Source organism: Micromonospora eburnea (assembly GCF_900090225.1).
Taxonomy (GTDB): Bacteria; Actinomycetota; Actinomycetes; order Mycobacteriales; family Micromonosporaceae; genus Micromonospora; species Micromonospora eburnea.
On sequence record NZ_FMHY01000002.1, the window covers coordinates 5,824,712 to 5,848,482 of the forward strand.

General features: G+C 69.0%; 24 protein-coding genes, 2 tRNA genes and 1 pseudogene. 6 read left to right on the top strand and 21 right to left on the bottom strand.

From position 1 onward, the window contains the following. Nucleotides 1–18: 18 nt before the first annotated feature. From clpX to GA0070604_RS25180, 5 genes are all read right to left on the bottom strand, one after another. The gene (gene clpX, locus GA0070604_RS25160; RefSeq protein WP_091123613.1) at nucleotides 19–1,314 is read right to left on the bottom strand and encodes an ATP-dependent Clp protease ATP-binding subunit ClpX; all 1,296 of its coding nucleotides are present in this window, start codon (nucleotides 1,312–1,314) and stop codon (nucleotides 19–21) included. A gap of 213 nt (nucleotides 1,315–1,527) precedes the next feature. After that, complete coding sequence (locus GA0070604_RS25165) at nucleotides 1,528–2,190, bottom strand: ATP-dependent Clp protease proteolytic subunit (RefSeq protein WP_091123616.1); 663 nt, start codon at nucleotides 2,188–2,190, stop codon at nucleotides 1,528–1,530. A gap of 14 nt (nucleotides 2,191–2,204) precedes the next feature. Then, a complete protein-coding gene (locus GA0070604_RS25170; RefSeq protein WP_091123621.1) occupies nucleotides 2,205–2,846 on the bottom strand; it encodes an ATP-dependent Clp protease proteolytic subunit in 642 nt (213 codons plus the stop codon). 173 nt (nucleotides 2,847–3,019) lie between these two features. Next, the gene (gene tig / locus GA0070604_RS25175; RefSeq protein ID WP_091123625.1) at nucleotides 3,020–4,366 is read right to left on the bottom strand and encodes a trigger factor; all 1,347 of its coding nucleotides are present in this window, start codon (nucleotides 4,364–4,366) and stop codon (nucleotides 3,020–3,022) included. Between the two features lie 144 nt (nucleotides 4,367–4,510). Next, a tRNA-Pro gene (locus GA0070604_RS25180) sits at nucleotides 4,511–4,584 on the bottom strand. Nucleotides 4,585–5,063: 479 nt separating this feature from the next. On the opposite strand from GA0070604_RS25180, the gene GA0070604_RS25185 reads away from it, so the two are divergent. Then, nucleotides 5,064–5,137 (top strand) — tRNA-Gly (locus GA0070604_RS25185). Between the two features lie 53 nt (nucleotides 5,138–5,190). Here GA0070604_RS25185 and GA0070604_RS25190 read toward each other — a convergent pair. From GA0070604_RS25190 to GA0070604_RS25220, 6 genes are all read right to left on the bottom strand, one after another. Beyond that, the gene (locus tag GA0070604_RS25190) at nucleotides 5,191–6,459 is read right to left on the bottom strand and encodes a tyrosine-type recombinase/integrase (RefSeq protein ID WP_244162079.1); all 1,269 of its coding nucleotides are present in this window, start codon (nucleotides 6,457–6,459) and stop codon (nucleotides 5,191–5,193) included. Beyond that, nucleotides 6,459–6,677 carry a helix-turn-helix domain-containing protein gene (locus GA0070604_RS25195; protein WP_091123629.1) on the bottom strand — a complete coding sequence of 73 codons (219 nt, stop codon included), beginning with the start codon at nucleotides 6,675–6,677 and terminating at the stop codon, nucleotides 6,459–6,461. Before GA0070604_RS25195 ends, GA0070604_RS25190 begins: the two co-directional genes overlap by 1 nt. Nucleotides 6,678–6,699: 22 nt before the next feature. Then, nucleotides 6,700–8,412, bottom strand: coding sequence for a replication initiator (locus GA0070604_RS25200; protein ID WP_244162080.1), 1,713 nt, complete (start codon nucleotides 8,410–8,412; stop codon nucleotides 6,700–6,702). Nucleotides 8,413–8,483: 71 nt separating this feature from the next. After that, on the bottom strand, nucleotides 8,484–9,137 hold the full coding sequence (locus GA0070604_RS25205) for a DUF2637 domain-containing protein (RefSeq protein WP_091123637.1): 654 nt from the start codon (nucleotides 9,135–9,137) through the stop codon (nucleotides 8,484–8,486). After that, on the bottom strand, nucleotides 9,134–10,570 hold the full coding sequence (locus GA0070604_RS25210) for an FtsK/SpoIIIE domain-containing protein (RefSeq protein ID WP_091123641.1): 1,437 nt from the start codon (nucleotides 10,568–10,570) through the stop codon (nucleotides 9,134–9,136). The genes GA0070604_RS25205 and GA0070604_RS25210 overlap by 4 nt, the downstream gene beginning before the upstream one ends. Nucleotides 10,571–10,952: 382 nt before the next feature. Next, a complete protein-coding gene (locus tag GA0070604_RS25220) occupies nucleotides 10,953–11,381 on the bottom strand; it encodes a hypothetical protein (protein WP_244162081.1) in 429 nt (142 codons plus the stop codon). Nucleotides 11,382–11,515: 134 nt separating this feature from the next. Between GA0070604_RS25220 and GA0070604_RS25225 the strand changes: the two genes are divergently transcribed. Further along, the gene (locus GA0070604_RS25225) at nucleotides 11,516–12,001 is read left to right on the top strand and encodes a hypothetical protein (RefSeq protein WP_091123647.1); all 486 of its coding nucleotides are present in this window, start codon (nucleotides 11,516–11,518) and stop codon (nucleotides 11,999–12,001) included. Here the strand turns inward: GA0070604_RS25225 and GA0070604_RS25230 are convergent, their stop codons facing one another. The 3 genes from GA0070604_RS25230 to GA0070604_RS25245 all read right to left on the bottom strand — a co-directional run bounded on the left by GA0070604_RS25230 (nucleotide 12,002) and on the right by GA0070604_RS25245 (nucleotide 13,577). Continuing rightward, on the bottom strand, nucleotides 12,002–12,727 hold the full coding sequence (locus tag GA0070604_RS25230; RefSeq protein ID WP_091123649.1) for a GntR family transcriptional regulator: 726 nt from the start codon (nucleotides 12,725–12,727) through the stop codon (nucleotides 12,002–12,004). It abuts the gene before it with no gap. 348 nt (nucleotides 12,728–13,075) lie between these two features. Further along, complete coding sequence (locus GA0070604_RS25240; protein ID WP_091123657.1) at nucleotides 13,076–13,318, bottom strand: hypothetical protein; 243 nt, start codon at nucleotides 13,316–13,318, stop codon at nucleotides 13,076–13,078. Further along, nucleotides 13,311–13,577: a hypothetical protein gene (locus GA0070604_RS25245; RefSeq protein ID WP_244162082.1), complete on the bottom strand. Its 267-nt coding sequence runs from the start codon at nucleotides 13,575–13,577 to the stop codon at nucleotides 13,311–13,313. The genes GA0070604_RS25240 and GA0070604_RS25245 overlap by 8 nt, the downstream gene beginning before the upstream one ends. Before the next feature lie 368 nt (nucleotides 13,578–13,945). On the opposite strand from GA0070604_RS25245, the gene GA0070604_RS25250 reads away from it, so the two are divergent. Further along, nucleotides 13,946–15,169 (top strand): helix-turn-helix domain-containing protein, encoded by a 1,224-nt coding sequence (locus tag GA0070604_RS25250; protein ID WP_091123661.1) that lies wholly within the window; start codon nucleotides 13,946–13,948, stop codon nucleotides 15,167–15,169. Nucleotides 15,170–15,193: 24 nt separating this feature from the next. Continuing rightward, nucleotides 15,194–15,661, top strand: a complete 468-nt coding sequence (locus GA0070604_RS25255) for an NUDIX domain-containing protein (protein ID WP_244162083.1) — start codon at nucleotides 15,194–15,196, stop codon at nucleotides 15,659–15,661. Between the two features lie 534 nt (nucleotides 15,662–16,195). Here GA0070604_RS25255 and GA0070604_RS32130 read toward each other — a convergent pair. From GA0070604_RS32130 to GA0070604_RS32750, 3 genes are all read right to left on the bottom strand, one after another. Beyond that, nucleotides 16,196–16,486, bottom strand: coding sequence for a hypothetical protein (locus GA0070604_RS32130; protein WP_141721390.1), 291 nt, complete (start codon nucleotides 16,484–16,486; stop codon nucleotides 16,196–16,198). 597 nt (nucleotides 16,487–17,083) lie between these two features. Then, nucleotides 17,084–17,497 (bottom strand): contact-dependent growth inhibition system immunity protein, encoded by a 414-nt coding sequence (locus tag GA0070604_RS25260; protein ID WP_167363568.1) that lies wholly within the window; start codon nucleotides 17,495–17,497, stop codon nucleotides 17,084–17,086. A 208-nt stretch (nucleotides 17,498–17,705) separates the two neighbouring features. Then, the gene (locus GA0070604_RS32750; protein ID WP_167363569.1) at nucleotides 17,706–17,858 is read right to left on the bottom strand and encodes a hypothetical protein; all 153 of its coding nucleotides are present in this window, start codon (nucleotides 17,856–17,858) and stop codon (nucleotides 17,706–17,708) included. Nucleotides 17,859–18,155: 297 nt separating this feature from the next. Here GA0070604_RS32750 and GA0070604_RS25265 point away from each other — a divergent pair, with 297 nt between their 5' ends. Further along, entirely contained in the window at nucleotides 18,156–18,389 is a 234-nt protein-coding gene (locus GA0070604_RS25265) for a hypothetical protein (RefSeq protein ID WP_091123668.1), read from the top strand. 412 nt (nucleotides 18,390–18,801) lie between these two features. On the opposite strand, the pseudogene GA0070604_RS25270 reads toward GA0070604_RS25265, so the two are convergent. Beyond that, nucleotides 18,802–19,233: pseudogene (locus GA0070604_RS25270) on the bottom strand (FtsK/SpoIIIE domain-containing protein); the annotation flags it as partial. 635 nt (nucleotides 19,234–19,868) lie between these two features. On the opposite strand from GA0070604_RS25270, the gene GA0070604_RS25280 reads away from it, so the two are divergent. Next, nucleotides 19,869–20,405 (top strand): GNAT family N-acetyltransferase, encoded by a 537-nt coding sequence (locus GA0070604_RS25280; RefSeq protein WP_091123672.1) that lies wholly within the window; start codon nucleotides 19,869–19,871, stop codon nucleotides 20,403–20,405. Nucleotides 20,406–20,705: 300 nt separating this feature from the next. Here the strand turns inward: GA0070604_RS25280 and GA0070604_RS25285 are convergent, their stop codons facing one another. The 3 genes from GA0070604_RS25285 to GA0070604_RS25295 all read right to left on the bottom strand — a co-directional run bounded on the left by GA0070604_RS25285 (nucleotide 20,706) and on the right by GA0070604_RS25295 (nucleotide 23,733). After that, nucleotides 20,706–21,215, bottom strand: a complete 510-nt coding sequence (locus tag GA0070604_RS25285; protein ID WP_091123675.1) for a hypothetical protein — start codon at nucleotides 21,213–21,215, stop codon at nucleotides 20,706–20,708. Between the two features lie 252 nt (nucleotides 21,216–21,467). Beyond that, nucleotides 21,468–21,596 carry a hypothetical protein gene (locus tag GA0070604_RS34025; RefSeq protein ID WP_279615704.1) on the bottom strand — a complete coding sequence of 43 codons (129 nt, stop codon included), beginning with the start codon at nucleotides 21,594–21,596 and terminating at the stop codon, nucleotides 21,468–21,470. A gap of 823 nt (nucleotides 21,597–22,419) precedes the next feature. Next, a complete protein-coding gene (locus tag GA0070604_RS25295) occupies nucleotides 22,420–23,733 on the bottom strand; it encodes a low temperature requirement protein A (protein ID WP_279615705.1) in 1,314 nt (437 codons plus the stop codon). Nucleotides 23,734–23,771 lie beyond the last annotated feature (38 nt).

Sequence of the window (23,771 nt, forward strand, 5' to 3'; positions counted from 1 at the left end):
CACCTGGTCGGGCCAGGCTCAGGCCGACTTCTCCTCGCGCTCCCGCCGAGCCCGGCGACCGGTGAACTCGCGGGGCACGATGGTCGGGTTGACGTTCTCCAGGACCACCTCGCGGGTGATCAGCACCCGGGCGGCGTCAGGGTTGCTCGGCACCTCGTACATCACGGAGAGCAGGACCTCTTCCATGATCGCTCGAAGGCCGCGGGCGCCGGTGCCGCGCAGCATGGCCTGGTCGGCGATGGCCTCCAGTGCGGCCGGCTCGAACTCCAGCTCGACACCGTCCAGCTCGAAGAGGCGCTGGTACTGCCGGACCAGCGCGTTGCGCGGCTCGGTGAGGATCCGCACCAGGGCGTTGCGGTCGAGGCTACGCACGTTGGTGATCACCGGGAGCCGACCGATGAACTCGGGGATCAGGCCGAACTTGAGCATGTCCTCCGGCATGACCTGGCTGAAGATGTCGTCGGTCGACCGGTCGGAGACCGACCGGAGCCGGGCCCCGAAGCCGGTGCCACCGGAGCCGGTGCGGGACTCGATGATCTGGTCGAGCCCGGCGAAGGCGCCACCACAGATGAACAGCACGTTGGTGGTGTCGATCTGGATGAACTCCTGGTGCGGGTGTTTGCGCCCACCCTGCGGCGGCACATTGGCCACCGTGCCTTCGAGCATCTTCAGCAGTGCCTGCTGCACGCCCTCGCCGGAGACGTCCCGGGTGATCGACGGGTTCTCCGACTTACGGGCGATCTTGTCGACCTCGTCGATGTAGATGATCCCGGTCTCGGCGCGCTTGATGTCGTAGTCGGCCGCCTGGATCAGCTTGAGGAGGATGTTCTCCACGTCCTCGCCGACGTACCCCGCCTCGGTGAGGGCGGTCGCGTCGGCGATCGCGAACGGGACGTTGAGCATCCGGGCCAGGGTCTGCGCCAGGTGGGTCTTGCCGCAGCCGGTGGGGCCGAGCAGCAGGATGTTGGACTTGGCCAGCTCCACGCCGTCGTTGCCGGAGCCCGGCGCGCCGGCCGCCTCGGCCTGGATCCGCTTGTAGTGGTTGTAGACCGCGACCGCGAGCGCCTTCTTGGCCTGTTCCTGGCCCACCACGTAGTTGTCGAGGAACTGGCAGATCTCCATCGGCTTGGGAAGCTCTTCCCACTTCACCTCGCCGGACTCGGCCAGCTCCTCCTCGATGATCTCGTTACAGAGATCGATGCACTCGTCGCAGATGTAGACGCCCGGACCCGCAATGAGCTTCTTGACCTGCTTCTGCGACTTGCCGCAGAAGGAGCACTTGAGTAGGTCGCCGCCGTCACCGATCCGTGCCACCTACGTTCTCCCTGCACTCGTCGGCCGGAGCGCCGGCCCTGACCTGCGGGCGCCCGGGCGCCCGTCCGTCTGTCGTCCCACCCGCCGGTCCGACCCAGCGAAGCGGTACAGACCCGACGTTACCCGCTGGCGGAGTTTTCTCCGACCCCCAATACGGGTGTGTCAGAGGTCGGCCGGGAACCACACCCCGACCGACCTCCGACCCAGCACAGCTCAGCTCGCGGCCTGCGCCGCGAGCAGACCCTTCTTGCGGCTGGTCAGGATGGTGTCGACCAGCCCGTACTCCCTGGCCTCCTCGGCCGTCATGATCTTGTCGCGGTCGATGTCCTTGCGGACCTGCTCGACCGGGCGGTTGCAGTGCTGCGAGAGCATCGTCTCCAGCTGCGTCCGCATCCGCAGGATCTCCCGAGCCTGGATCTCGATGTCCGACCCCTGGCCGTAGCCGCCCTCGGTGGCCGGCTGGTGGATGATGATCCGGGAGTTCGGCAGCGCCATCCGCTTACCCGGAGTGCCTGCGGAGAGCAGCACCGCCGCCGCGCTGGCCGCCTGCCCCAGGCAGACGGTCGAGATGTCCGGCCGGACGTACTGCATGGTGTCGTAGATCGCCGTCATGGCGGTGAAGGAGCCGCCGGGCGAGTTGATGTACATGATGATGTCGCGGTCCGGATCGGTGCCCTCGAGCGTCAGCAGCTGGGCCATCACGTCGTTGGCCGAGGCGTCGTCCACCTGGACGCCGAGGAAGATGATCCGGTCCTCGAAGAGCTTGTTGTACGGGTTGGACTCCTTCATCCCGTACGACGTGCGCTCGACGAACGACGGCAGGACATAGCGGTTGTGCACGGCCGCGAACTGGGGCGGCAGGCTCAGGTCGGTCATCGTCAGCTCCTCGGTCAGCTCAGGGTCCCGGCGCCTTCCGGAACCTGGGCGGCTCCGGTGATCACCTTGTCGATGAAGCCGTAGTCCATGGCCTCCTGGGCGGTGAACCAGCGGTCGCGGTCCGAGTCCGCCTCGATCTGGGCCTGGGTCTGGCCGGTGTGGAAGGCGACCCGCTCCTGGAACATGCGCTTCGTGTAGAGCATCTGCTCAGCCTGGATCGCGATGTCGGCGGCGGTGCCGCCCACGCCGCCGGACGGCTGGTGCATCATGATCCGCGCGTGCGGCAGGGCGTAACGCTTGCCCTTGGTGCCCGCGCAGAGCAGCAGCTGGCCCATCGAGGCCGCCATGCCCATCGCCACGGTCGACACGTCGTTGTCGATGAACTGCATCGTGTCGTAGATCGCCATGCCGGAGTAGACCGAGCCACCCGGCGAGTTGATCCACAGGTTGATGTCGCGGTCCGGGTCCTCCGCCGCGAGCAGCAGAAGCTGCGCGCAGATGCGGTTGGCGACCTGGTCGGTCACCTCGCTGCCCAGGAATACGATCCGCTCCTTGAGCAACCGGTTGTAGACCGAGTCGTCGAGGTTGCCAATGTTGTCGCCACCGCGGGCCTCGATCGCCCGGAGCGGCTTCGCTGGGATGTGCATGTCGGTCATGGCAGCCCTTCGCTCTCCGTACCGTCCTACCCGACACTAACCGCTGCACCGGGGGACGTACTCCCGGTCGGGGCACTGTTCGCTCTCAGCGCAGCTGCCCTCGGGGCGTACCCCGGAAAGGGTTTCGGCCGCCGCCCAGCGCGCAGCGAGGGACGGCGGCCGACACCCGGCGATCAGTGCTCGTGGTTGTGCTCGGCCTCGTTCTGGGCGCGCAGCGCGTCGAGGCTGACCTCGTTGCCGGCCGCGTCCTTGATCTTGATCTTCTCCATCACCGAGGCGAGCGCCTTGCCCCGGCGGACGTCACCGAAGACGGCCGCGGCGGCACCGGAGCGGACCAGCTGGTCGTAGTACTGCTGCGGGGCCATGCCGGCACGCTGGGCGCGGTGGACGATCTCGTGGCCGAACTCGTCGTCGGAGACCTGGACGTCCTCGGCGTCGGCGAGGGTGTCCAGCAGGAGCTGGATCCTGACGCCCTCGGTCGCCGCCTCGGTCAGCTCGGCGTCGATCTGCTCCTCGGTCTTCTCCTCGGAGGCAAGGTATTCCTCGAGGGAGGCGCCGATGCGCTCAAGCTGGTCGACCATGGCGGCCTTGCGGCTCTCGACCTCCTCGCGGACGACCCCCTCCGGTGCCGGCACCTCGGCGGCGGCGACCATCTGCTCGAGGGCCTTGTCCCGGGCGGCGTAGATCTGCTCGACCTGCTTGCCCCGGGTGACCCGCTCGCGCAGGTCGTTGCGCAGCTCCTCGATGGTGTCGAACTCGCTGGCCAGCTGGGCGAAGTCGTCGTTGAGCTCGGGCAGCTCCTTCTCCTTGACCGTGCGGACGGTCACCGCCACCTCGGCGTCGCGGCCGGCGTAGTCGCCGCCGACGAGCTGGGTGGAGAAGGTGGTGCTGCCGCCGGCGGCCAGGCCGACCAGCGCCTCGTCCAGGCCCGGCAGGAGCTGCTTGCTGCCGACCTCGTGCGAGATGTTGCTCGCCTGCCCGCCCGGCACCTCCTCGCCGTCGACGGTGGCGTTCAGGTCGATCTGGACGTAGTCGCCGTCCTGGGCGGCCCGCTCGACGGTCTTCAGCATGGCGAACCGCTCGCGGAGGTTGTTGACCTGCTCGTCGATCTCGCTGTCGGCGACCTGGATCTCGTCCACGGTCACCTCGATCGAGGCCGGGTCCGGCAGGGTGATCTCCGGGCGGACGTCGACCTCGGCGGTGAAGTTCAGCGAGTCACCGTCGGCGAACTCGGTGATCTCGACCTCCGGGCGACCCAGGGTCTTCAGGTCGTGCTCCCGGACCGCGGCGAGGATGTTCTGCGGGATCGCCTCCTGCACCGCCTCGTTGAGGACCGTGCCCCGGCCCACCCGCTGGTCGATGACAGCGGCGGGAACCTTGCCCCGGCGGAAGCCGGGAACCTGGACCTGCTGGCCGATCTCCCGGTACGCCTTCTTGAGGCTCGGCTCGAGCTCGACGAACGGCACCTCGATGGCGAGCCGCACGCGCGTCGGGCTCAGAGTCTCGACGGTGCTCTTCACAGGCGTACTCCTTGACGGATCTCAGTTGAGTCTGGGCGTGATTTCGCGCATCGAGTGTAGGCGAGCCGGCCTGCCGCATCGGCAGCGCCCGGGCACCGCGTGGAAAAACGGCGGTTCCCGGGGCGAGCCGGCCGCGAACAACAGTCGGGGTGGCGGGATTTGAACCCACGGCCCCTCGCTCCCAAAGCGAGTGCGCTACCAAGCTGCGCCACACCCCGTGGCGACGAGAAGTGTATGCCGTCCGCACCCCCCTGGCGGTCACCGGGGCGCGCGCGCCCCCACCGTGCCGCCGAGGGGCGGCTGCGGAGCGGCCGCCGCGCCGCCGCGCGGGCAGGCGGGATGCGGCATTTTCCGGGAAAGAGTGGCCTGCCGCCCGTCGGCCATTCCGGCCGCCGGATGCCGCACTCACCCCCGAACCGGACATCCAGCGCAAACCGCGGCCCCGGTTGAATGCGGAACTCCGTGATCCACTCCATGTGCCGCAAACGGTGGTCACCGGCCCCGCCGAGACCACCACATGCCGCACACGGAGTCGATCAAGACCTAGTGGAGGCGCTGGAGCTGGGAGACCACTCTTTGCCGGATGTTGTGTGGATCTTGTGGTGCGGTGACCGGAGGTGGCGCGTGGTACGGGGCTGCACGTCCGGTTCCGGGATTCGGTAGGCTGTCGAGCGCGCCCCGCGGTAGTGGGGTGCCTGCGGGCGTAGCTCAATGGCAGAGCTTCAGTCTTCCAAACTGACGGTGCGGGTTCGATTCCCGTCGCCCGCTCCACCAGTTCCGGCCCAGGTCAGCGACATGATCGCCGAACCTGGGCCGTTCTCGTCTCAGGCGTCTTTGATCTTGCGTGCCATTGGCGTGCCAGTAGCGCCGGCCGTGCCGTCCGAGCCCGTTTCGCGTGCCGGCCGCTTGGCCCTCCCGCCCCTGGTCGACTTCTGCTTCGCCGACTTGTCCATGTCCTTGGCCGGCGCAGCCGCCCGCTTGACCTGCTTGGCGATCCGGCGGTTCATCCCGTCGGCGATCTCCCGGTCGCGCTCGCTGTTCGCGTGCTGGTAGATCAGCGCGGCCCGCATGCTCGCGTGGCCCATCCGGTGCATCAGGTCCCGGGTGCTGGCCCCGGTCGCCGCCGCCAGGTTGTTGCCCGTGTGCCGCAGGTCGTGGAAGTGGAACCCGGCCGGCATGCCAGCCGCCTTGAGGGCCGCCGCCCAGCCGACAGCCCGACGGAAGTTGCCGGAACGCAGCACCGCCCCCTTGTCCCCGGTGAAGACCAACGCGTCCGGCTCCTCCCCCACGTACTCGGCCAGGTGCTCGGCGAGCGCGGTCCGCGCCGTCGCCGGCAGGGCCACCGTGCGATTGCTGGCAACGGACTTCGGCTGGCCGAACTCCATCCGGTTACGCAGCGCTGCCAGCTTGCGCGGCACCCGGACCTTGCCCGCCGTCAGGTCGACATCCGAGCGCCGCAGCGCCGCCAGCTCGCCCCAGCGCAGCCCGGAGAACGCGGCGACGATCACCAGCGCGGAGAACCGGGCCGGCATCTGCTCGGCGAGCGCGAGCACCTGGGCGACAGCCGCCACCGGCCGTTCCGGGGTGTGATACCGGTCATAGCCCGGGATGCGACAGGGGTTCTGCCGGATCAACTCGTCCTCCTTCACGGCGGTGTTGAGGATCGCCCGAAGGAGTGAGTACGCCTTGACCGCCTGCGGCTCCGTCGTGCCACCGTCGAGCAGGGTCCGGCGCCAGGTGCGAATGGTCTGTGGCTTGATCGCGCCCAGGGCGAGCACGCCGAGGTGCGGACAGATGTGCAGCCGGAACAGGTCCTCGTAGTTCTCCCGGCTACGGGGCTGGAGCTTCCGTTCGGCGATCCACTTTCGGCCGTACACCTCAAGCTTGATCTCGCCCGACTCCGGGGCCGCCCACTCCCCCTTGATGATCTCCGACTCCACCACGGTCAACCACTTGGCTGCCTGCCGCTCGGTGTCGAAGGTGTGCGGCGCCTTCCGCTCCAAACCGTCCGGGCCGATGTACCGCGCCTGGAACCGGCCGGACGGCAGTCGCCGGACGTTGCCGAAACGCCGCCGGCCCTTGCTGCCCGCCATCAGGCCACCTCCCCCAGGTAGTCGCGCAGGTGCGCCCGGGTCATCGGCACCACCCGGTTGCGCTCGATGTACGCGGTGACGGCGGACGCCTCGAAGCGCACCAGCCGGCCGACCTTGACGAACGCGATCCGCCGCTCAGCGACCAGCCGGCGCACGAATCGCGGGGTTGCCTTGAGGCGAGCGGCGACCTCATCTGCGGTCAACAGCTCGTCATCCATGCGGTTGCTCCTCCCCAGGGGTTCAGGCCGCGAGCGCGGCGGGTTGATTGGTTGCCGAAACGGCGGTGGCTGTTCGTTGCCGGGCGGTGTCGAGGTCGGCGCGCCAGCGGATGCGGGCGGATATCGCGCGCAGGAGCCGGTGTTCCAGGGGTGGCACGTCCGGGTCTTCCGGGCGGGCGAGTTCGAACCGGTAGCGCTTCGGTCCGTCTGCCTCGTCGGCGACCTGGTCGTGTTCGGGGGTGTCGGCCATGCCGCCGGCGAGGATGGCGCGAACCCAGGCCCGGTTGTCGGCGCGGTGGTCGGCGAGGGTCTTGCCGGACCATTGCCGGGAGACGAGTACGCGGCGGCCGGTGAAGCCGAGGGTGGAGCGTTGGTGGACCTTCCCGGTGCAGCGGCCGGGCGTCAAGCCGGCCTTGACCCCGTCCGGTTGGACGCCGTAGAGCAGCCAGTTCGCGCAGGTTGGCGAGCACGGCAGGACGGACAGCTCCGCATGCAGCCGGTCGAAGTGCGCCTTCTGCGCGTCGGAGCGTGGCCGGGCCTGGTCGGTCAGGTCCTTGGTGACGTACTTGGTCACGTAGCGGATGGACCGTTCGGCGTCGCGGGTGCCCTGCTCGATGCCCCGGGCGTCCATCCGGCCAAGCCGGGCGACGTAGGCGGGCCGGCTGTCGGGCTCTTCCAGGGCGTCGAGGGCTTCGCCCCAGGTGGGCAGCGGCTCGCGGGTCTTCGGGTCGACGTACGCCTGCTGGTCGACGTCCCAGACCGGGGGCTTGTCGACCGGATAGGCCAGCTCGTCGAAAGGTGGCCACCACACCTGGTGGTAGGTGGCCGTCGCGATCTGCTTGAGCAGCCGGCGGGGCAGGGTGCCCCGGATGGCGAAGTGCGCGTGTGGGGCGAGGCGTCGTTGCAGCTCGACTGCCCCGGCGTACTGGACGTTCCAGCCGGCGGCACGGCGGACGTTCTGCCACCACCGGTCGAGGACCCGGGCGAAGTGGATCGCGTCGAGGGCGGCCCGCCGGTAGTCGTAGCTGGCCGGGTCGGCCGGGGTGCTGAGCACGTCGTCATTGGGGCCGTGTCGTTGCCCGCAGTCGCACGGGGCGACGTAGGCGCCGCGCCGCAGGTGGGAGTGCACCGGCCCGTGCGAGCCGAGCGTCAGCGTGATGAGCATTGAGGGGCGGTGGGTCTTGCCGGTCCGGCCGGAGTACGCCCGGCCGACGGTGCGCCGGTCGACGGGTAGCCGGGGCAGGTCGGGGGTGTCCTGGCGCCGTCGGGTTGAGCGCTTGCGTCGGGGCCGCTCGTCACGGTCCTTCGGGGTGAGGTGGCCGCGAAGGCTGGTTTCGGCGAGGGCTTCGTCCAGCTCGGCGATCGCGACGTCGATCTCGGCCAGATGCGCTGCCCGCTCGTCGGGAGTCATCGGCTGGTACTGCACCGCTTCCCGTTCGAACTCCAGATGCGCCCGCACCCGGACGAGGGCAAGCACATCCTCACCCGGCTTGTCGGGACGGACGGCTGGCTCGTCGGCGAGGTGCCAGCCCTCCCGGATCTGCTGGATACGCAGCCGCCGGCCCCGCTCGGCGCAGGGCTTGCACTTTGCCGCCAGGGTCGCCCCGCAGGGCACCTCGACGACCTCGGTGAGACCGGTGGCGGTGTCGGTGCGACGCAGAGCGAGGGGGCGGACGCAGACGCCGTTTTGCTCGGCGAGCTGCTTGAGCGCGTCCTTTGCGAGAGGCTTGCGCATCCGGTCCGCCCGCGACCCCGGCCGCGGCTGCTCGGCGGCCGGAATCGCGGAAGGGATCAGGTCAAGTTGGCTCACCGGTCACGCTCCACGCTGTGCGGGGTGCCGTTGCGGGGCATGAACGCCGCCGCTGGCACGGGCACCAGGACGGGCCGCCGCTCCACCGGCACGGCCGGGACCGGACGAAGCACCGCCGGTCGAGGCTGCTCGTCGGTGGCATCCGGGATGTCCGTCACCGCCTGGCCCTCGTCGGTGCCGTCTGAGGCCGCTCGGCCATCAGAGGAGTCGGCGGGCACTTCGGCCCGGCCGCCCTCGCCGGCCGGCTCGTCAACGGATGCCGGTGCCGGGGTGGCAGAGAAGACGAGCTTGGATAGGCCCAGGAATGCCAGCGCCGGCACGGCGGACAGCAGCCACCCGGACAGGCTGGGTTTGGCGACGGCGAGCTGCGCGGCCAGGGACAGGGCAACGGCGCAGAGGAGCAGGAACATCGGGTAGCCGATCGGGCCGCCGGTGCGGCGACGCCGTCGGATGGTCAGCAGCGCCGCCAGGGGCAGCAGTTCGGAGATGGCGGCGTTGGCCCAGCCGAACCAGTCACCCGTACCGGCCGGCGAGTTGACCATGGTCCAGTCGTGGACGTGGGTAAACGACGCCGCGCCGGCCAGACCGCCGACGATGACGACGATGAGCACCAGGACCACGCCCTCCACCCGGTCCGCGTTCGTCTTCACCGCGTCACCTCCTGCTCGTCGCGAGCGTCGATGTCGCACAGCCGGCGGAAGTCGCGGCCGAGCTGGCGGATGTCGTCGTCGGTCAGGTAGGAGAACCGCACCCGCACCGGTTCGCGGACGCCGTCGAGGACGACGAACCCGATGCCGGGCGACGACTCCGAGATGCGGTCGCACAGTGCGCCCCGCTCGCGGGCTCCGTCGCCGAGGACCATGTCCACCTGCTCGGCCTCGGTCAGCCGCAGACCGATCCGGGTCGGGAACAGGTCCCGGAACGGCAGCACGTCCTTACGCGGGTCCTGCAACGCCGCGACCACATGCACCCCGACCGCCCGGCCCTGGGACAGCAGGAGCCCGAGGGATTCCTTGATCCGATCGCGGACCTTCCGATCCGTGATGTACGCCGTCAGCGCCGCCAGCTCGTCGACCACCAGGACGATCAACGGCTCCTCCACCGTCGGCACATGCTGGCGGGTGACCCCGCGCAGCCGGGCCGCCCTCAGCCGCATCCTCTTGACGGCCTCTTCCAGGACGCCGGCCATGCCATCCGGGTCGTCGTACACGAACCGGGCGAACAGCGGCACCCCGGCCGCCAGCTCCATCCCGCCCTTCGGGTCGAACGCCCACAGCTCGACCAGGCCCGACCGGATACCGCCGGCCAGGGAGCGAATCAGCGACCACAGCACCGATCCCTTGCCGGAGTTCGTCGCCCCCGCAATCAGCACATGCGAGCCGGCCAACCGCAGCCGGTACGCCTGCCCGTCCTCGCGCACGCCGAGAGGTAGCCCGCCCAGGTCCGGCACCTCGGCCACCGGCAGCGGCGCCACGACACCGGCGAGGGGGTCACGGCGCATGAACCGGACGACCACCCGATCCGGCCGGCCCGTCGAACGTGCCTGGCCCTGCTGGAGGCGGAAGGCGTACGCGAGGCGTTCCGCGGCCTGCCCCCAGTCGTCCGGGATCTGCCCCGGCAGCATCCGCACCGTCAGCTCATCGCCGTACCGGTCACAGCGCACCTTGAGGAGCTGTGGCACGTATCGGTCGCCCGCGAACGCCGTCGCCAGCCCACACGTGGCCATCACCGACGCCCACCGTCGCCGGTACACGACGAGCGCCCGCACCCGGCTGACGAGCGGGTACCAGCCGAACCGCAGCCACGACGACGGATGCCACCGCCACCACCCGGCGCAGCCGGCCACCACCGCTAGGACCACGCCGACCAGGACCAGGCCCCCGTACTCGGCACGCAGCCACAGGGCAAACACGGCCGGAGCGGTGAGCCACCAGTACCGCACCGCCAGCACCGTGAGGCGGAACAGGCCCCGGGCCAGCCACCAGAACACCAGCAGCCAGCCCGGGATCCGCCACGCCGGAAGGCGCACGTTCATCGGCGCCACGGGGATCTTCTCCCCGGGAATGATGTTGATCAGAGGCACAGGTCACCGCCCCGGTGCGGACGGCCCAGGGTCGAAATACACGAGCGGCAGGACATGCGGCGCATGTCGAACCGGCGCGGCTTCACCCAGCGGCGGCACCGGGGGCAGCGGATGGCGTACACCCGCGCCGAAGCCGGTGCCAACCGCAACGCCGACCGGACGGCCGCCTCCACCTCGCGGTAGGCGTGCCGCAGACCGACGAGACGAGTACGAGACATCAGGACCACCACCCCGACGAGCAGCGGCGGCGATGCGAGGACATGACGGAACGGGGAACTACGGTGGGCATCACGCCCTCCTTCACACGTGAGGGATGGGAGAGCGCGGGACGGGCCGGGACTCTTGGCGGGGAAACGACCCGCCCCGCGCGCAACGGCAGTGGTCAGGCGGCCACCGACCCCGGCACCGACGAGGCCGGGCGGATCGCGGTAGCCCGCAGCGAATACGCCATCCGGGACCGGCACTCCCCCGACGAGCGGCCCGGCTTGCACCGCTGCGAATCCACGTACGGAGTCAGGGTCAGGCCCTCAAACTCCACCGCCGGCGGGTAGCCCGGCACCGTCGACGACGGCGGCACCGGCTGCTGCGCCGCGACCACCTTCACCTTCACCTCGGTCGACCGGCCGAACTTCCCGGCCTCCGGGTCCAGGTCCATCACCCGCACCACCCAGACCCGCTCGCCGGTCTCCTTGTCCCGCGCCTGGTTGTCGGCCTCGCCCCGCCGCTCAAAGTCGATCTGCGGCGACACCCCGAGGCACAGCGCCCCGGCGGGGAAGACGTACTCGGACGGGACCGGAACCTTCAACGTCATCGGAACCACTTTGGACAGCCTCCTAGCCTCACCAGTCGCCTACCTGACAACCGGTTGAGCTAACAAGCTACGTCAGCTTGTAAACACAGGCAAGAGTTCGATGAAATCGCTTCACATAGGAGTGTCAGAAGGTGATGGCAGCCTCCGAGGCTATGAACCTTCTCGCTCGGCACGAAGCTGACGTCGCCATCCTCTACGGCCAGTTCGGTCTACGGGACGCGTGGTGCGATGCCGGCGACGACGGCGAGTCGTACAGAGATTCCCAGGATCAAGTAGCCGGCGCATCTACGTACCAACTCACCGTGCGAGCACTCTCGGACCCGCTCAGGGCAGGGCTTGAGCTACGGATATGGGCCGGCGAGCCCGAACCAGATGGCGGCTCATGGGACGGGTGTCGACAGCTTCAGTTGCACTGCCCTACCGGAGAACTACTCGTTGAGCAGATCACTGCCGGAGCGGCGGCAGAGATCACGCTTCCGCAAGGAGCTGGAGTCTACGGCGTCCGGGTCCACCGGAACAGGCGTGTTGACGCCGAGAAGTTCCTCATTGACCTCTGGTGGCAGTCGCCGCTGCCACCAGCCGACGATGACGAGGACTTCTACGGCGACGAGTGGAGTTGATCAGGACAGGGCGTAGGTGTCCTCGATTTCGTGGCGACTGCCGGGCATCACCAGGACCGACGACAGGATCGGTTCGCCGGACGCCTGGTGCACGGTGATGACGACGCTCATCACCGACTCGTCGGCCGGCACCTCCAGGGCCTCAGCCTCGTCCTGACTCACTCGGCGGGCGGTCATTCGCTCGGTGGCGTAGTCGGCGCGTAGGCCCTTGTGACGCGCGATGAGGTCGAGCAGCCCGCCCGGGATCGGGTCTGGCTTGGTGATGTCAGTGCCGACCGCGATGTCCACCGGCACGAACGTGGCGATCAGGTCCACCGGCCCGACCTCCGAGATGGTTCGGCGGCGCCGCTCGTAGACCGGCGTGCCCTCGGGGATTCTCAACTCGGCCGCGATCCGCGGAGAGGCGAGCACCGGGCCGACGTGCAAGATCTCCGTCTCTCCGGTCTCGTCTAGCGCGACGGCGTCGCGGGCGTAGCCGGGCGAGGTACGGCCGGAAGCGGGCCGGCCGCGTACGAAGCTGCCCTTGCCCTGCTGCGACTCGATCCAGCCGTCCTGCTTGAGGATGCCCAGCGCCTTGAGCACGGTCGGCCGGGACACCCCGAACTCCGTGCAAAGTTGGCTCTCTGACGGCAGTGCCGCGCCGGGCGCGTAGTCGCCATCCTCGATGCGCTTCCGCAGCGTGTTCAACACGCGCAGGTATTTCGGCGTCGGAATCTCGTACGCCATCGCGGGCCACCCCACCTATGAACGCTGCATGAATCACAGCAGCTTATGAGTTGTTTGCATGACAGAACAAGTCAGGTCAGCCGTTCGGCGTCACACGCTCGACCGCTGCGGCCAGCCATCCCGACCAGAACGAAGGAGCGCGCACCAGCTCTGGCCGGGTCGCGCCGGGCCATCGGCGGGGTAGGCAGCCGTATCGGCCGAACGCCCGCAGGGCCGCCCGCCGTTGCGGGCACGGGCCTGCCTCACCGCACCCCGCGCAGCGCCCGTCGGCGCTTGACGGCGTGTGCTGGTCAAGCTGCGCCTGCGCCGCGCGGAGCTGGTCGCGTGCGGCGACCGACAGGTACGTGGTCATCGGGCCGGCCCAAACGGCGGCAACAGGCTCGCCCGTACCAGAATCTGCGCCTGCGGCCCCCGGCAGCCGCCCTGGCTCAGCTTGATCCCCTCAACCCAGATCCACTGCTCACGTTCCGGACGGTTGACCACCAGCCGCACCCCGGTCACCCACAACGTGACCGGACCGTCAGAGGGCTGGTAGCGGTCGGCTGCGTCAATCCGCAGCACCGCGCCGAGCTGTACCCGAACGTCAAACACCGCGCCTCCTCCACACCAGCGCCGTGTTCGGCGCGCTGTCGGTTGTGCCTGGCTGAATCTGGAGCCCGGCGATCCGCACGAAGACCTCCCGCCGGGCAAACGCCTTGCCGCTGTCCGGGTCGATCGAGTAACCGGCGAGCCACACCCAGCCGTCATACGTCGGCTTGTCGCAGACCGAGGCCACCCGCAGCCACAGGGCACGGTCACCGTCGAACTGCACCGAGGCCCGGCCGTCGATCAGCACCAGGTCGCCGGGCACCGGAACACCCGGCCGCCGGCATGCCGTTTTGTGGGGCGCCGGGGAGGGCGGGCCAATCAGGGGCCGTCGTTCGGGTCGCGGCCCCACGCCAGCACCCACCCCGGGCCAGCCTCAGCAGGTCGCCGAGCGACCGGAGCCCGCACAGTCCAGGCAGGACCGCCGGGCCAGGGATCGAGTCCGCTCCGAACCCCGCCCCATCGCCCGGATGTCGGTCCGGGCAAGGGTGTACTTCCATCCCGCACCGGAGCAGGATTGACAGTTGGTCGATACGTTCAGCCCCGTCATGGACACAGGCTGTGGCACAAACCGCCCAGCAACCCGGAAAATCCTTCCGGGGTCGCAATCGACCGAGGGGAGACAGTGAATCGGTGCGCGGGACCACCAACACCCTGACCATCGGCGAGCGCGTCGCCTGGTACCGCAGACGGCGCGGCCTGTCGCAGGAAGTCCTAGCCGGGCTCATCGGCCGTACCGCCGACTGGCTGGGCAAGGTCGAGAACAACCGGATCGAGCTGGACCGGCTCTCCGTCATCAAGTCGCTCGCCGAAGTCCTGGACGTGTCCCTCGGCGACCTTCTCGGCGAGCCCTCACTGCTCGACTGGACCGGCGACAGCGGCACCGAGACCGTGCCCGCCCTGCGCGCCGCCCTGATGAACTACCGCGCCATTGCCCCGTTCGGCGGTGCCATCGACGCTCAGCCGCCGGCCGTCGCTGTGCTCAAGAAGGAGGTAGGTGCTCTCTGGGACGCCTACCAGGACTCGCGCTTCGGATTCGTCACCGGCCGGCTACCCGACCTGCTCGACCGCGCCCAGGCCGCCGCCGACCACTACGACGGTGAGGAACAGGACCAGGCCCGGCGGCTGCTCGGCCTGGCATACCAACTGGCCGCGACCCAGCTCACCAAGCTCGGGCAAGCCGACCTCGCCTGGATCGCCGCCGACCGCGGCCTCACCGCCGTCCGACCCACCGGCGACCCCGTCGTCACCGGCTCCCTGTTCCGCTCGGTCGGCCACGCCCTGCACGCCACCGGCCGCTACGCCGAAGCCGTACGCCTCACCGAGGACGCCGCCGGCTACCTTGAGCCCCACCTGAAGCACGCCACGCCAGCGCTGCTCTCCGTCTACGGCACCCTGTTCCTGTCCGGCTCGATGGCCGCCGCACGCTCCAACGACGCCGGCACCACCCGCGCCTTCCTCGCCGCAGCCGACCACGCCGCCAGCCTGCTCGGAGCCGACGCCAACCACCTCTGGACCGCATTCGGCCCGACCAACGTCGCCATCCACCGCGTCGCCACCGCCGCCGAACTGGGCGATGTCCAGGTCGCCATCGACCTCGGCCCGCGCGTCGACACCGCCGGCCTACCGATGGAACGCCGCGTACGGCATGCCCTCGAAGTCGCCCGCGCCTACAGCTCGTGGAACCGGGTAGACGACGCCCAGGCCGTGCTGCTCGACGCCGAGCAGATGGCACCCGAACAGGTGCGACACCACTTCCTCAGCCGGCAGCTCGTCCTGACCTGGATACGTCGGCAGCGCGGCAAGCCCTCGGCTGATCTGGTCGGCCTGGCCCGCCGGCTCAAGGTGCTCGACTGAACCCAGCCCATCTACGCTGCCCTGGTGACGGCCAACGAGATGCCACCCATGGCAACCCCACGCGTCGCCGCCGGCGCCCTCTTCTTCAACGACGAAGGCCACGTGCTCCTCGTACGCCCCAGCTACAAGAAGCACTGGGACATCCCCGGCGGCTACGTCGAACCCGGCGAGTCACCACGCGCAGCGTGCGTACGTGAGATTGAAGAGGAGCTTGGCCTCGTAACCACGGTTGGCCCCATGCTGGTCGTCGACTGGGCACCCGCGGAGCACGAGGGCGACAAGCTGCTCTTCGTGTTCGACGCCGGATCTCTCACCGCCGAGCAGGAACGCGCCATCCGCTTCGTGGACGGGGAACTCACCGAATGGCGCTATGTGGCCCCCGACGCCCTGGAACACCATGGCCCGGCGCGGCTGGCTCGCAGAATCCGCACAGCGATAGCAGCGCGCAGCAACGGCAAAGCCATGTATGCAGAGCACGGCACCGCCACCTAGTTCAGAGCTTCGATACACGTTCAAGGCGGCCCTGAACGGGCCGCACGCGCCGCCGCCAGGGCGCGCGCCGGCCGCTGCCGCTGTCGCTCTGCGGCCGTCACGCCTGACGCCCGGCGGCTGGCGCTGGACAGCGGGAAGCCCGGAGGGCCGCCGCAGAACGACAGGCCGTTGACGAGTGGTGTGGTGGGCCGGCAGCCGGCCGGGCCGCGCGGCCCCGAGCCCGCGCGGCGTAGGGGAGCGCACGCCGGCCGCGTCGGCGAGCTGGCGGCGGTCGAGGGGTTGCGGTTACTGCGCCTCCGGCGGGGGCGCTCGGGCTCCGAGGTGGGTGCAACCCGTCGGCGGGTTGCGGTCCGTGGGTGGTTGCGCGGGCCATCCCGCCAGCCGGCGCCCCGGGGCGAGCCGAGCAGACCACCGCCCGACCCGCCAGCGTCCGTACGTGCCAAGGTCGTCTTGACGTGGCGGGCCGGGCGGCGGCCCGCTCCCCAGGAGGGCGGGTCGACGGCAGACGGGATGGTGATTTCCCCTCGAGATCGACTAATTGTCCGTCAACCGATTGAAAAGCTGATGCAGATAGCCAAACGCTTCGCCTGACGGGGGAGCAGAAATCTCCTGCACCAGAATTTTGAGGTCGTCATCGTCGAGAGGAATGATGTACCCACGACGATCGTGAGCCGTGTCGAGGCAGGATTTCCAGATTTTCTCCTTGTCTGAATACCCGCGATAGACCAGCAATCCGACTGTTCCGCGAGAGGGGGAAAACCTTCCTTGAAGCTGATCAAAGGCGGGATTGTCGATTGGGCGATTGTAGTTCTTGCACTCGATCATAATGTTAGCGGACGGATAGTGCATACTAAGCCACTGAAAAAACCATGCCGAGCGGCATTGGTGTAAGTTAGATCAAGCCGCTTGCGTCCGTCGTGGATCGGCTGCTGCCGCTTCGGCGTGGCGAGTGGCCATCGACAGCAACCGGCCCGGACAAGGACGCCCGTCGGCGGAGGCGTGCGGACGATCGTCCGAGGTCACGAACGCGGACGGACGACCCCGGACGGCCTTCGCAGAGCTTGTAAGCGAGACGCCGGCTGGGCCCTGCAAGCGACGCCACTGCCGAAACGTTCTCATGAGGATCAAGGCGGCCCGCAAAGCGGGCCGCGCCGGCCCGGCCCCGGCCTGCTGGCGACCTCCGGCCGGCATCGGCCGGGCCGGCCGGCCACTCTTGGGGACGACACGATCAGAAGACCTCAGGGCTCCGCCCCGAACCCCGACCCTCCTCAGAGATGCCGCCGCGGATCACCTCGCCGGGCACCACAAGGGCTACCAGCCTCCCCGGACGGGGCCAAGGTCGTTCGTCCGGTAGGGCGCTCCACCTTGTCCCCGTCCGGGGAGGCTGGACGGTCTACGACTGCCCGACGAGGAGATCCGCTCTCATCGCCCAAGGAACCGCAGGATGACGTCACGAAGTTCTCGGTACGGGTCACGAGGCCTAAGGCCAGGGTCGGAGAACGGGGGGCCAGCAACGAGCTTGGCCAGCACCGACGCCAATCGCTTGCGGTCCGCTCGTAGGTTTGACCAGGCTGAGTCGGGCAGCCGCAGCACATTGCGGAGCAGGTCGCCCGGATAGTAGTCACCCTCTGCCATGGGATCGCGGAGCAGGACTTGGATCGCCAGAGGCAGCAGGGCCGGCACGCCGATCTCTTGCCCGAGCATGATGCGCAGATCTTCGACGGTGAACTCAGCCAACGGCTTGCGTCGCAGCTCCGTGCAACGTCTTACGAGAAACGTGTCGTCCGGGTCGGGGGCCGGCCACACGTCCCGTTCAAGCTGCTCGATTGTCGTCACGGCGGTCAGGGTAGTCCGCACGGCAGCCTGGGGCGCGTGTGAGGTTGGTTGGCGGGCCATCCACGGGCCAGTATCCACGCGTTTCAGCGGTCACGAGCGGGCACGAGTGGTAAGCGGGTAGCCCGCCAGCAGCAGGCGTTTCGGGCATCACGACCGGTAGAGCGCGCTCTTCCAAACTGACGCTCCGGGCCAGCTCACGGACGGCCAGTTAGTAGTACAGCCAGAGGACGGCACAGCCGAAGCACAGCGCCAGCAGAACGGCCGAAGCAACCAGCAGCACGAGTAGCGTGAGCAGTTCGTTGCGCGCCGTCGGCGCAGACTTCGGTGGTTGACTGCCGTCGGCGGGCTCGGGGTCGGGCACGTCGTGATCATGTCAGACCCAGCCGCGTGGCTGTACAGCCATCCGTACAGCCAAGCCAGCAGACCGAGCCGGTCATACGTGGACGCGAGCCGACGGGACGAGCAGCTCAGCCGCAGTGGCCGACGTCGCCCGACAAGCGTCTTGATCTTTGCAAGGCAGGGATCCACGACGCACCCAGACAGCGGAATCAGCCACCCCCATCCTCACGCCAAGTCGTTGCCTCCGTCCGTGACCGGCCTCGCGTCGAGCGCCTACCGTGTCTGTTCGACACGTCCGCTTGCTTGTGAGGAGACCGTCATGCCCCGCACCGCCGCGACCAAGCCCATCTCGACCGGCATCGGATGGGCTGGCGGCCTGGTCGCAGTCGCCGCCGGCCTTTACCCGGCGATGCACGGCGTGTATTGGGCGATCCCGCTCACCATCGCCGCCGTGGGTGGTGCGATCGGCATCTGGCGTGCTGTCGTCCTGCTGGGCATGGTCATGAACCATCTGCACTGGCGGGACATTGAGGTGCCCGCCGACGACGACTGACCTGGCGGCCCGGCCTGGGCCAGTCCCTACGGCGGGGGCGCGGGCGTCTGAGTCCTCATTTAGTCCTCAAGAGGTCGAGCCCCGGCGGCTGGCGCTGAGAGATGTCGAGAGGGGTTTCCGCAGGCCAGACAGGGTTGGGGCAGGTAGGCCGTGGTGGGCAACTTGATCTCGCAATGCGTAGGTCATCCGTGCCATCCACGTGCCAGTAGCCCGTACCCCCGACGGTCACCAGCGGGCACGAACGGTCCCCACGTCCCTGCGGGCTGGCCTGCCCCATCAGGTCCTTCGTGGTCGTGATCTTCGTCCTTCCAAACTGACGGTGCGGGTTCGATTCCCGTCGCCCGCTCCACCGCTTCCGGCCCAGGTCAGCGACCTGATCGCCGAACCTGGGCCGTTCTCGTCTCAGGCGTCTTTGATTCAGCCGCAGCCCGATCCGGGTCGGAAACAGGTCCCGGAACGGCAGCACGTCCTTACGCGGGTCCTGCAACGCCGCGACCACGTGCACCCCGACCGCCCGGCCCTGCGACAACAGGAGCCCGAGGGATTCCTTGATCCGATCGCGGACCTTCCGATCCGTGATGTACGCCGTCAGCGCCGCCAGCTCGTCGACCACCAGGACGATCAGCGGCTCCTCCACCGTCGGCACATGCTGGCGGGTGACTCCGCGCAGCCAGGCCGCCCTCAGCCGCATCCTCTTGACGGCCTCTTCCAGGACGCCGGCCATGCCGTCCGGGTCCTCGTAGGCGAACCGGGCGAACAGCGGCACCCCGGCCGCCAGCTCCATCCCGCCCTTCGGGTCGAACGCCCACAGCTCGACCAGCCCCGACCGGATACCGCCGGCCAGGCCGCCGCCGACCACTACGACGGCGAGGACCAGGACCAGGCCCGGCGGCTGCTCGGCCTGGCATACCAACTGGCCGCGACCCAGCTCACCAAGCTCGGGCAAGCCGACCTCGCCTGGATCGCCGCCGACCGCGGCCTCACCGCCGTCCGACCCACCGGCGACCCCGTCGTCACCGGCTCCCTGTTCCGCTCGGTCGGCCACGCCCTGCACGCCACCGGCCGCTACGCCGAAGCCGTACGCCTCACCGAGGACGCCGCCGGCCACCTTGAGCCCCACCTGAAGCACGCCACGCCAGCGCTGCTCTCCGTCTACGGCACCCTGTTCCTGTCCGGCTCGATGGCCGCCGCACGCTCCAACGACGCCGGCACCACCCGCGCCTTCCTCGCCGCAGCCGACCACGCCGCCAGCCAACTCGGAGCCGACGCCAACCACCTCTGGACCGCATTCGGCCCGACCAACGTCGCCATCCGGCCGCTGCCGCTGTCGCACTGGCGGGACATTGAGGTGCCCGCCGACGACGACCTGACCTGGGCGCCCCGGCACGGGTCAGCCCCTACGGCCGACGCGGACGCCGCCAGCTCGTCGACGAGGAACCGCGGCATGACCGTGCGTTCGCCCGTGAGAGAGTTGCTGTCATGGCAGCTGAAGCGACTCCGGGCCGCGAGGTTGTACTCGAAACGGGTCGCCTGCTGCTCAGACCTTGGCGGGTAGCCGAGGCTGTCGTCCAGCGTGAGCTGTGGACCGAACGTGATCCACGAGTGCCGCCGCACCGCCGAATCGACGCGGATGGACACCCTACGGTCGCAGAGCTCGAGGATTCGATCCGCACCAACCAGCTGTGGTCGATCGGGTTGCTGGCGGTCGAGCGGAAGGCCACTCGTGACGTCATCGGGTACTGCGGGCTGGTCGACAGCGGACGAGGATCGGAAGGGGAACCGGAACTGGCGTTCGAGCTGCTACGCCGAGTCTGGCGTCAGGGATACGCAACCGAGGCCTCGTTGGCGGTTCTGGACTGGGCGAGATCGTCCGGGTACGAACGTCTGTGGGCCACCGTCTGGGACTGGAACACCGCTTCTCGCCGGGTACTAGCCAAGGTCGGGTTCACCGAGACCGAGCGGAAGGAAGTGCACCCGGTCTACGGGACCACCCTGTTCACCACTAGACGGCTCTGACACACCCGATAGTTGACCTTGAGGGCGGCCCTGAGAAGCTCGATAGCATCGCCCACCGGGGACCCACAGGTGGGAGCCGCCGGAGCGAACGGAGCTGGACGACAGCAACGTTGACAGCAACGCCGCCGGACGGCAGCACGCTAACTAGCACAGTCATAAACGAAGTTCCAAGCGTGCAGCCGTTGCCGGACGCCTGCGGACGCGACCTGGAAGACCTCGGGGCTCTGCCCCGAACCCCGGCCCTCCCCAGAGATCCCGCCCGCGCCATCGCTGTTGCAACTTCGGCCGGTTTGCCGGCGGTCAGACAAGAAGCGCCCGAAGCTGCCCTATTGCGTCCAGCACTTCGGCACGGTGCTTGCCATCCTTGATCCACGCGGGCAAGCGCTCAACCAGGGTCTGGCTTCCCATGTACTGGCCGCGTTCCCGCAACCGAGCGGACACGTACGCCTCCAGCAGGTCCAGGTGCTCGGCGTTGTATGCCCAGAGCACTCGCCCACGGCACTCGATCGAAAGCCAGAGGGGTAGGCCGAAGTACGGGTCGTTCGGACCCGAGAACTCAGGCAATGCCCGCGCGTTGTTTGCGAGGCGAGGAGCCTCCCAGAGATCCGTATACGCGCACCCCAGGCAACTGAGCCGACGACGAAGCCAGAAATCATGCCGGGAACTGTCGGCCGATTCAGGGTCAGGACGGACCGAAGCCCGGCCGGCACAGCGTGGGCAACGGACGAAGATCTCGCCAGCAGACAAGCCGCGCAGCCAGGACTTCGGATCGCGGAAGCGTCCCGCGTTCCCTTCCTCGGCTGCTGTCATAGATCAACTGTACAGCCATCGATACAGCCAAGACCGCCGCCAACCGCCGGCACCAACGGACGACAACGGACGGCCTGGCCAGGGATATTCAACCCGACCAGCCATCCGCGATCTTCTTCTAACCCCCAGGCCCGGTGCCGGCCCCGCAACCGCGCGGGGGGACTCCCGCCAACCGTCGGTGGGCGAATCGTCCCGACATCAGGTCGATGACGACATGACGGGGTAGCCCGCCGAGCCATCGACAATCGATCATCAGTCCGTGCTCTTCGCGTCCGTCGTCACCATGGTGGCGTTCCTCGTGTGGTTGACCGTCGCCCGGCTGCGGTGGTTCACCGGCGTGGTGTTGGTGGTGCTGACCCTGGTCGCGGCGGCCTCGCTCACCCTCGCCGCCGTCCAGCCCCGGGCGGCGGTGGAGGCGCGCCTGCTGCTGTTCCTCGGGGTCGCTGTCACGCTGCTTGTCGCACGGGTGGTGCAGCGCGCAGGCTCAGCGACAGCGGCGACGACCGGGCGGGCTGGCGCTGGCCGTACCGGATCGGGATCGGTCTGGCGCTGGTCGTCGCCTTCGGCTGCTTCCCCGCAGCTGCATGAGACTTCAACGACGATGGGTTCGTACCGTCGGTACAGGAGCTGGGCCGGTTGCCGGGCGGGCTTGCCATTCGGGGGCACGGGCAGCGACTCGGAGTGCGGCACCGGTCGTTGCGCCGTCTCCTACCGGCTCGTCGGCCGGCCGGTCGAGCCGGCCGACCAGGTCGCCCAACGAATGTGGGACCACCTGGTAGGGCAGGGCTGGCCGCCCCCCGACGGTGGGCGGAGTTGCCGCCCGGTCGGCTGGCTTCTCGACACCCGGGAGACGTGCGTCGCGATCAGCGCCGGGAAGGGGGTGGCCCGGCTCAGCTTGGCGGGCGGCCGTCCCTACCCTCGGTACAACGAGCTGAGGTAGTGGGGGCCGTAGTGGCGCTCCGGGTCGGCCAGGCTGACGGATCAGATCGCGACATGCCAGCCACGTGCCAGTAGCCGGTACCCCGAACGGGCACGAGCTGTGACCCACACCCCTTCCACGAGCAGGCGTTCCGGGCATTTCGGGACGACGGTCTTCGTCCTTCCTGGGCCACGAATCCACCTGCCCTGAGCGATCGATACATTCACGTACCCGGGGGCGTCAGGCAACTGTGCTGGGCTGGCCGATGCCAGTGGCGCTGCGTGGTCAGGTTCTCTTCGGCCGGGTGGTGGCTGGCGACGGGGCTTCCGGTGGAAGACCCCAGGCATGCCGGGCGTCGGCCAGGGCCATACCGACGAGTACCGCGACGGCGCCCGCCGCCGCGGCCAACGGTGTGGTGAAGGCGAGCGGCAGTGCCAAGGCCACCAAGGCCGCGATGCCGATGAGTCTGCGCCGGGAGATCCGGTTGAAGACCACCCGTTCCAGCCCGATCCGGCCGATGACGAAGACAATCGGCCCGCCGAGGGTTGCGGCCAGCCAGGCTGCGCGCACATGGCCGCCCGGGTGGGTCACGACGATTTCGTAGCCTGCCGATACGAGCACGATGCCCAGGACCATCAGCACATGGGCGCGTCCGACGTCCCGGCCGGCTCTGACCTGGTCTCCGGCTACGTCGACGGCTTCGGGGAGCACCTGCCCCGCCCGGTAGTAGTAGATCCGCCACAGGAGCACGGTGGTGGCGAAGCCGACCAGCAGAGCCAGCGTCGTGGCCCCTGACACCGGCGTGTTGGTGTAGGTCATTCCCAGTGACAGCACGCTCTCGCCGAGTGCGATCAGCAGGAGTTGCTCGTACCGGTCGGCGAGGTGGTGGATCTTGGTGGGCTCCCAGGCGCTGTCCAACTGCCGGCTCAGGCCGGGCACTGGCCAGGAGAAACGGGCCGACACGACGTCGATCGTGATGGCCAGCGCCCACATACCTACCCGGGCTCCGCCCTGAACCAGGATGCCTGCCAGCCACGGCGCAGCCGATACTGTGAACCAGATCGCCGACCTCGCGTAGAGGGCTCGTTGCGCACGATCCAGCAGGAGCCAGATCAGGACCAACGGTCGTCCCACCTGAAGGAGCACGTACGGGACGGCAAACGCGTAGCCGCGTTCGACGAACGCGTACGGCAGCGACGACGCCATGAACACCACGCCGAGTGCGGTGAGCAACACCATCGCCTGGACGGCTGGCCTGCGTGGGTCGAAGCGGCTCGTGATGTGGGCAGTCGTAGTCCACAGCCACATCATCGGCAGGACCAGCACGAGGACATACAGCAGCCCCGCCCACTGCCGGGCGGCGATGTCGGCGGACATATCCGGCACGACCCGCGAGACGACTCCCGACAGGGCGAAGACCAGCACCAGGTCAAAGAACAACTCCAGGAAGTTCGCCCGGCGGCTCTCTCCTGCGGCGCTCCCCGCCCTTACCACCTTCTGACCAGGGGATTGCCGATTCCGTCGGCCACGTCCGGCCCGCCGGCCACGGGCCCTACCATCGATCACCGACTCATTCTTCAGCCCGAAACGTCCGAACACGGAGGAAGTGCAAAAGCGGCCCGGCGTCGCCTTCTTTG

Coding starts and splice junctions, on each gene's coding strand:
- GA0070604_RS25165 (WP_091123616.1), bottom strand. CDS start 2,190: ATGACCGACCTGAGCCTGCCGCCCCAGTTCGCGGCCGTGCACAACCGC.
- GA0070604_RS25170 (WP_091123621.1), bottom strand. CDS start 2,846: ATGACCGACATGCACATCCCAGCGAAGCCGCTCCGGGCGATCGAGGCC.
- GA0070604_RS25190 (WP_244162079.1), bottom strand. CDS start 6,459: ATGGCGGGCAGCAAGGGCCGGCGGCGTTTCGGCAACGTCCGGCGACTG.
- GA0070604_RS25195 (WP_091123629.1), bottom strand. CDS start 6,677: ATGGATGACGAGCTGTTGACCGCAGATGAGGTCGCCGCTCGCCTCAAG.
- GA0070604_RS25200 (WP_244162080.1), bottom strand. CDS start 8,412: ATGCGCAAGCCTCTCGCAAAGGACGCGCTCAAGCAGCTCGCCGAGCAA.
- GA0070604_RS25220 (WP_244162081.1), bottom strand. CDS start 11,381: ATGACGTTGAAGGTTCCGGTCCCGTCCGAGTACGTCTTCCCCGCCGGG.
- GA0070604_RS25225 (WP_091123647.1), top strand. CDS start 11,516: ATGGCAGCCTCCGAGGCTATGAACCTTCTCGCTCGGCACGAAGCTGAC.
- GA0070604_RS25230 (WP_091123649.1), bottom strand. CDS start 12,727: ATGGCGTACGAGATTCCGACGCCGAAATACCTGCGCGTGTTGAACACG.
- GA0070604_RS32130 (WP_141721390.1), bottom strand. CDS start 16,486: ATGATCGAGTGCAAGAACTACAATCGCCCAATCGACAATCCCGCCTTT.
- GA0070604_RS25265 (WP_091123668.1), top strand. CDS start 18,156: ATGCCCCGCACCGCCGCGACCAAGCCCATCTCGACCGGCATCGGATGG.
- GA0070604_RS25280 (WP_091123672.1), top strand. CDS start 19,869: ATGGCAGCTGAAGCGACTCCGGGCCGCGAGGTTGTACTCGAAACGGGT.
- GA0070604_RS25285 (WP_091123675.1), bottom strand. CDS start 21,215: ATGACAGCAGCCGAGGAAGGGAACGCGGGACGCTTCCGCGATCCGAAG.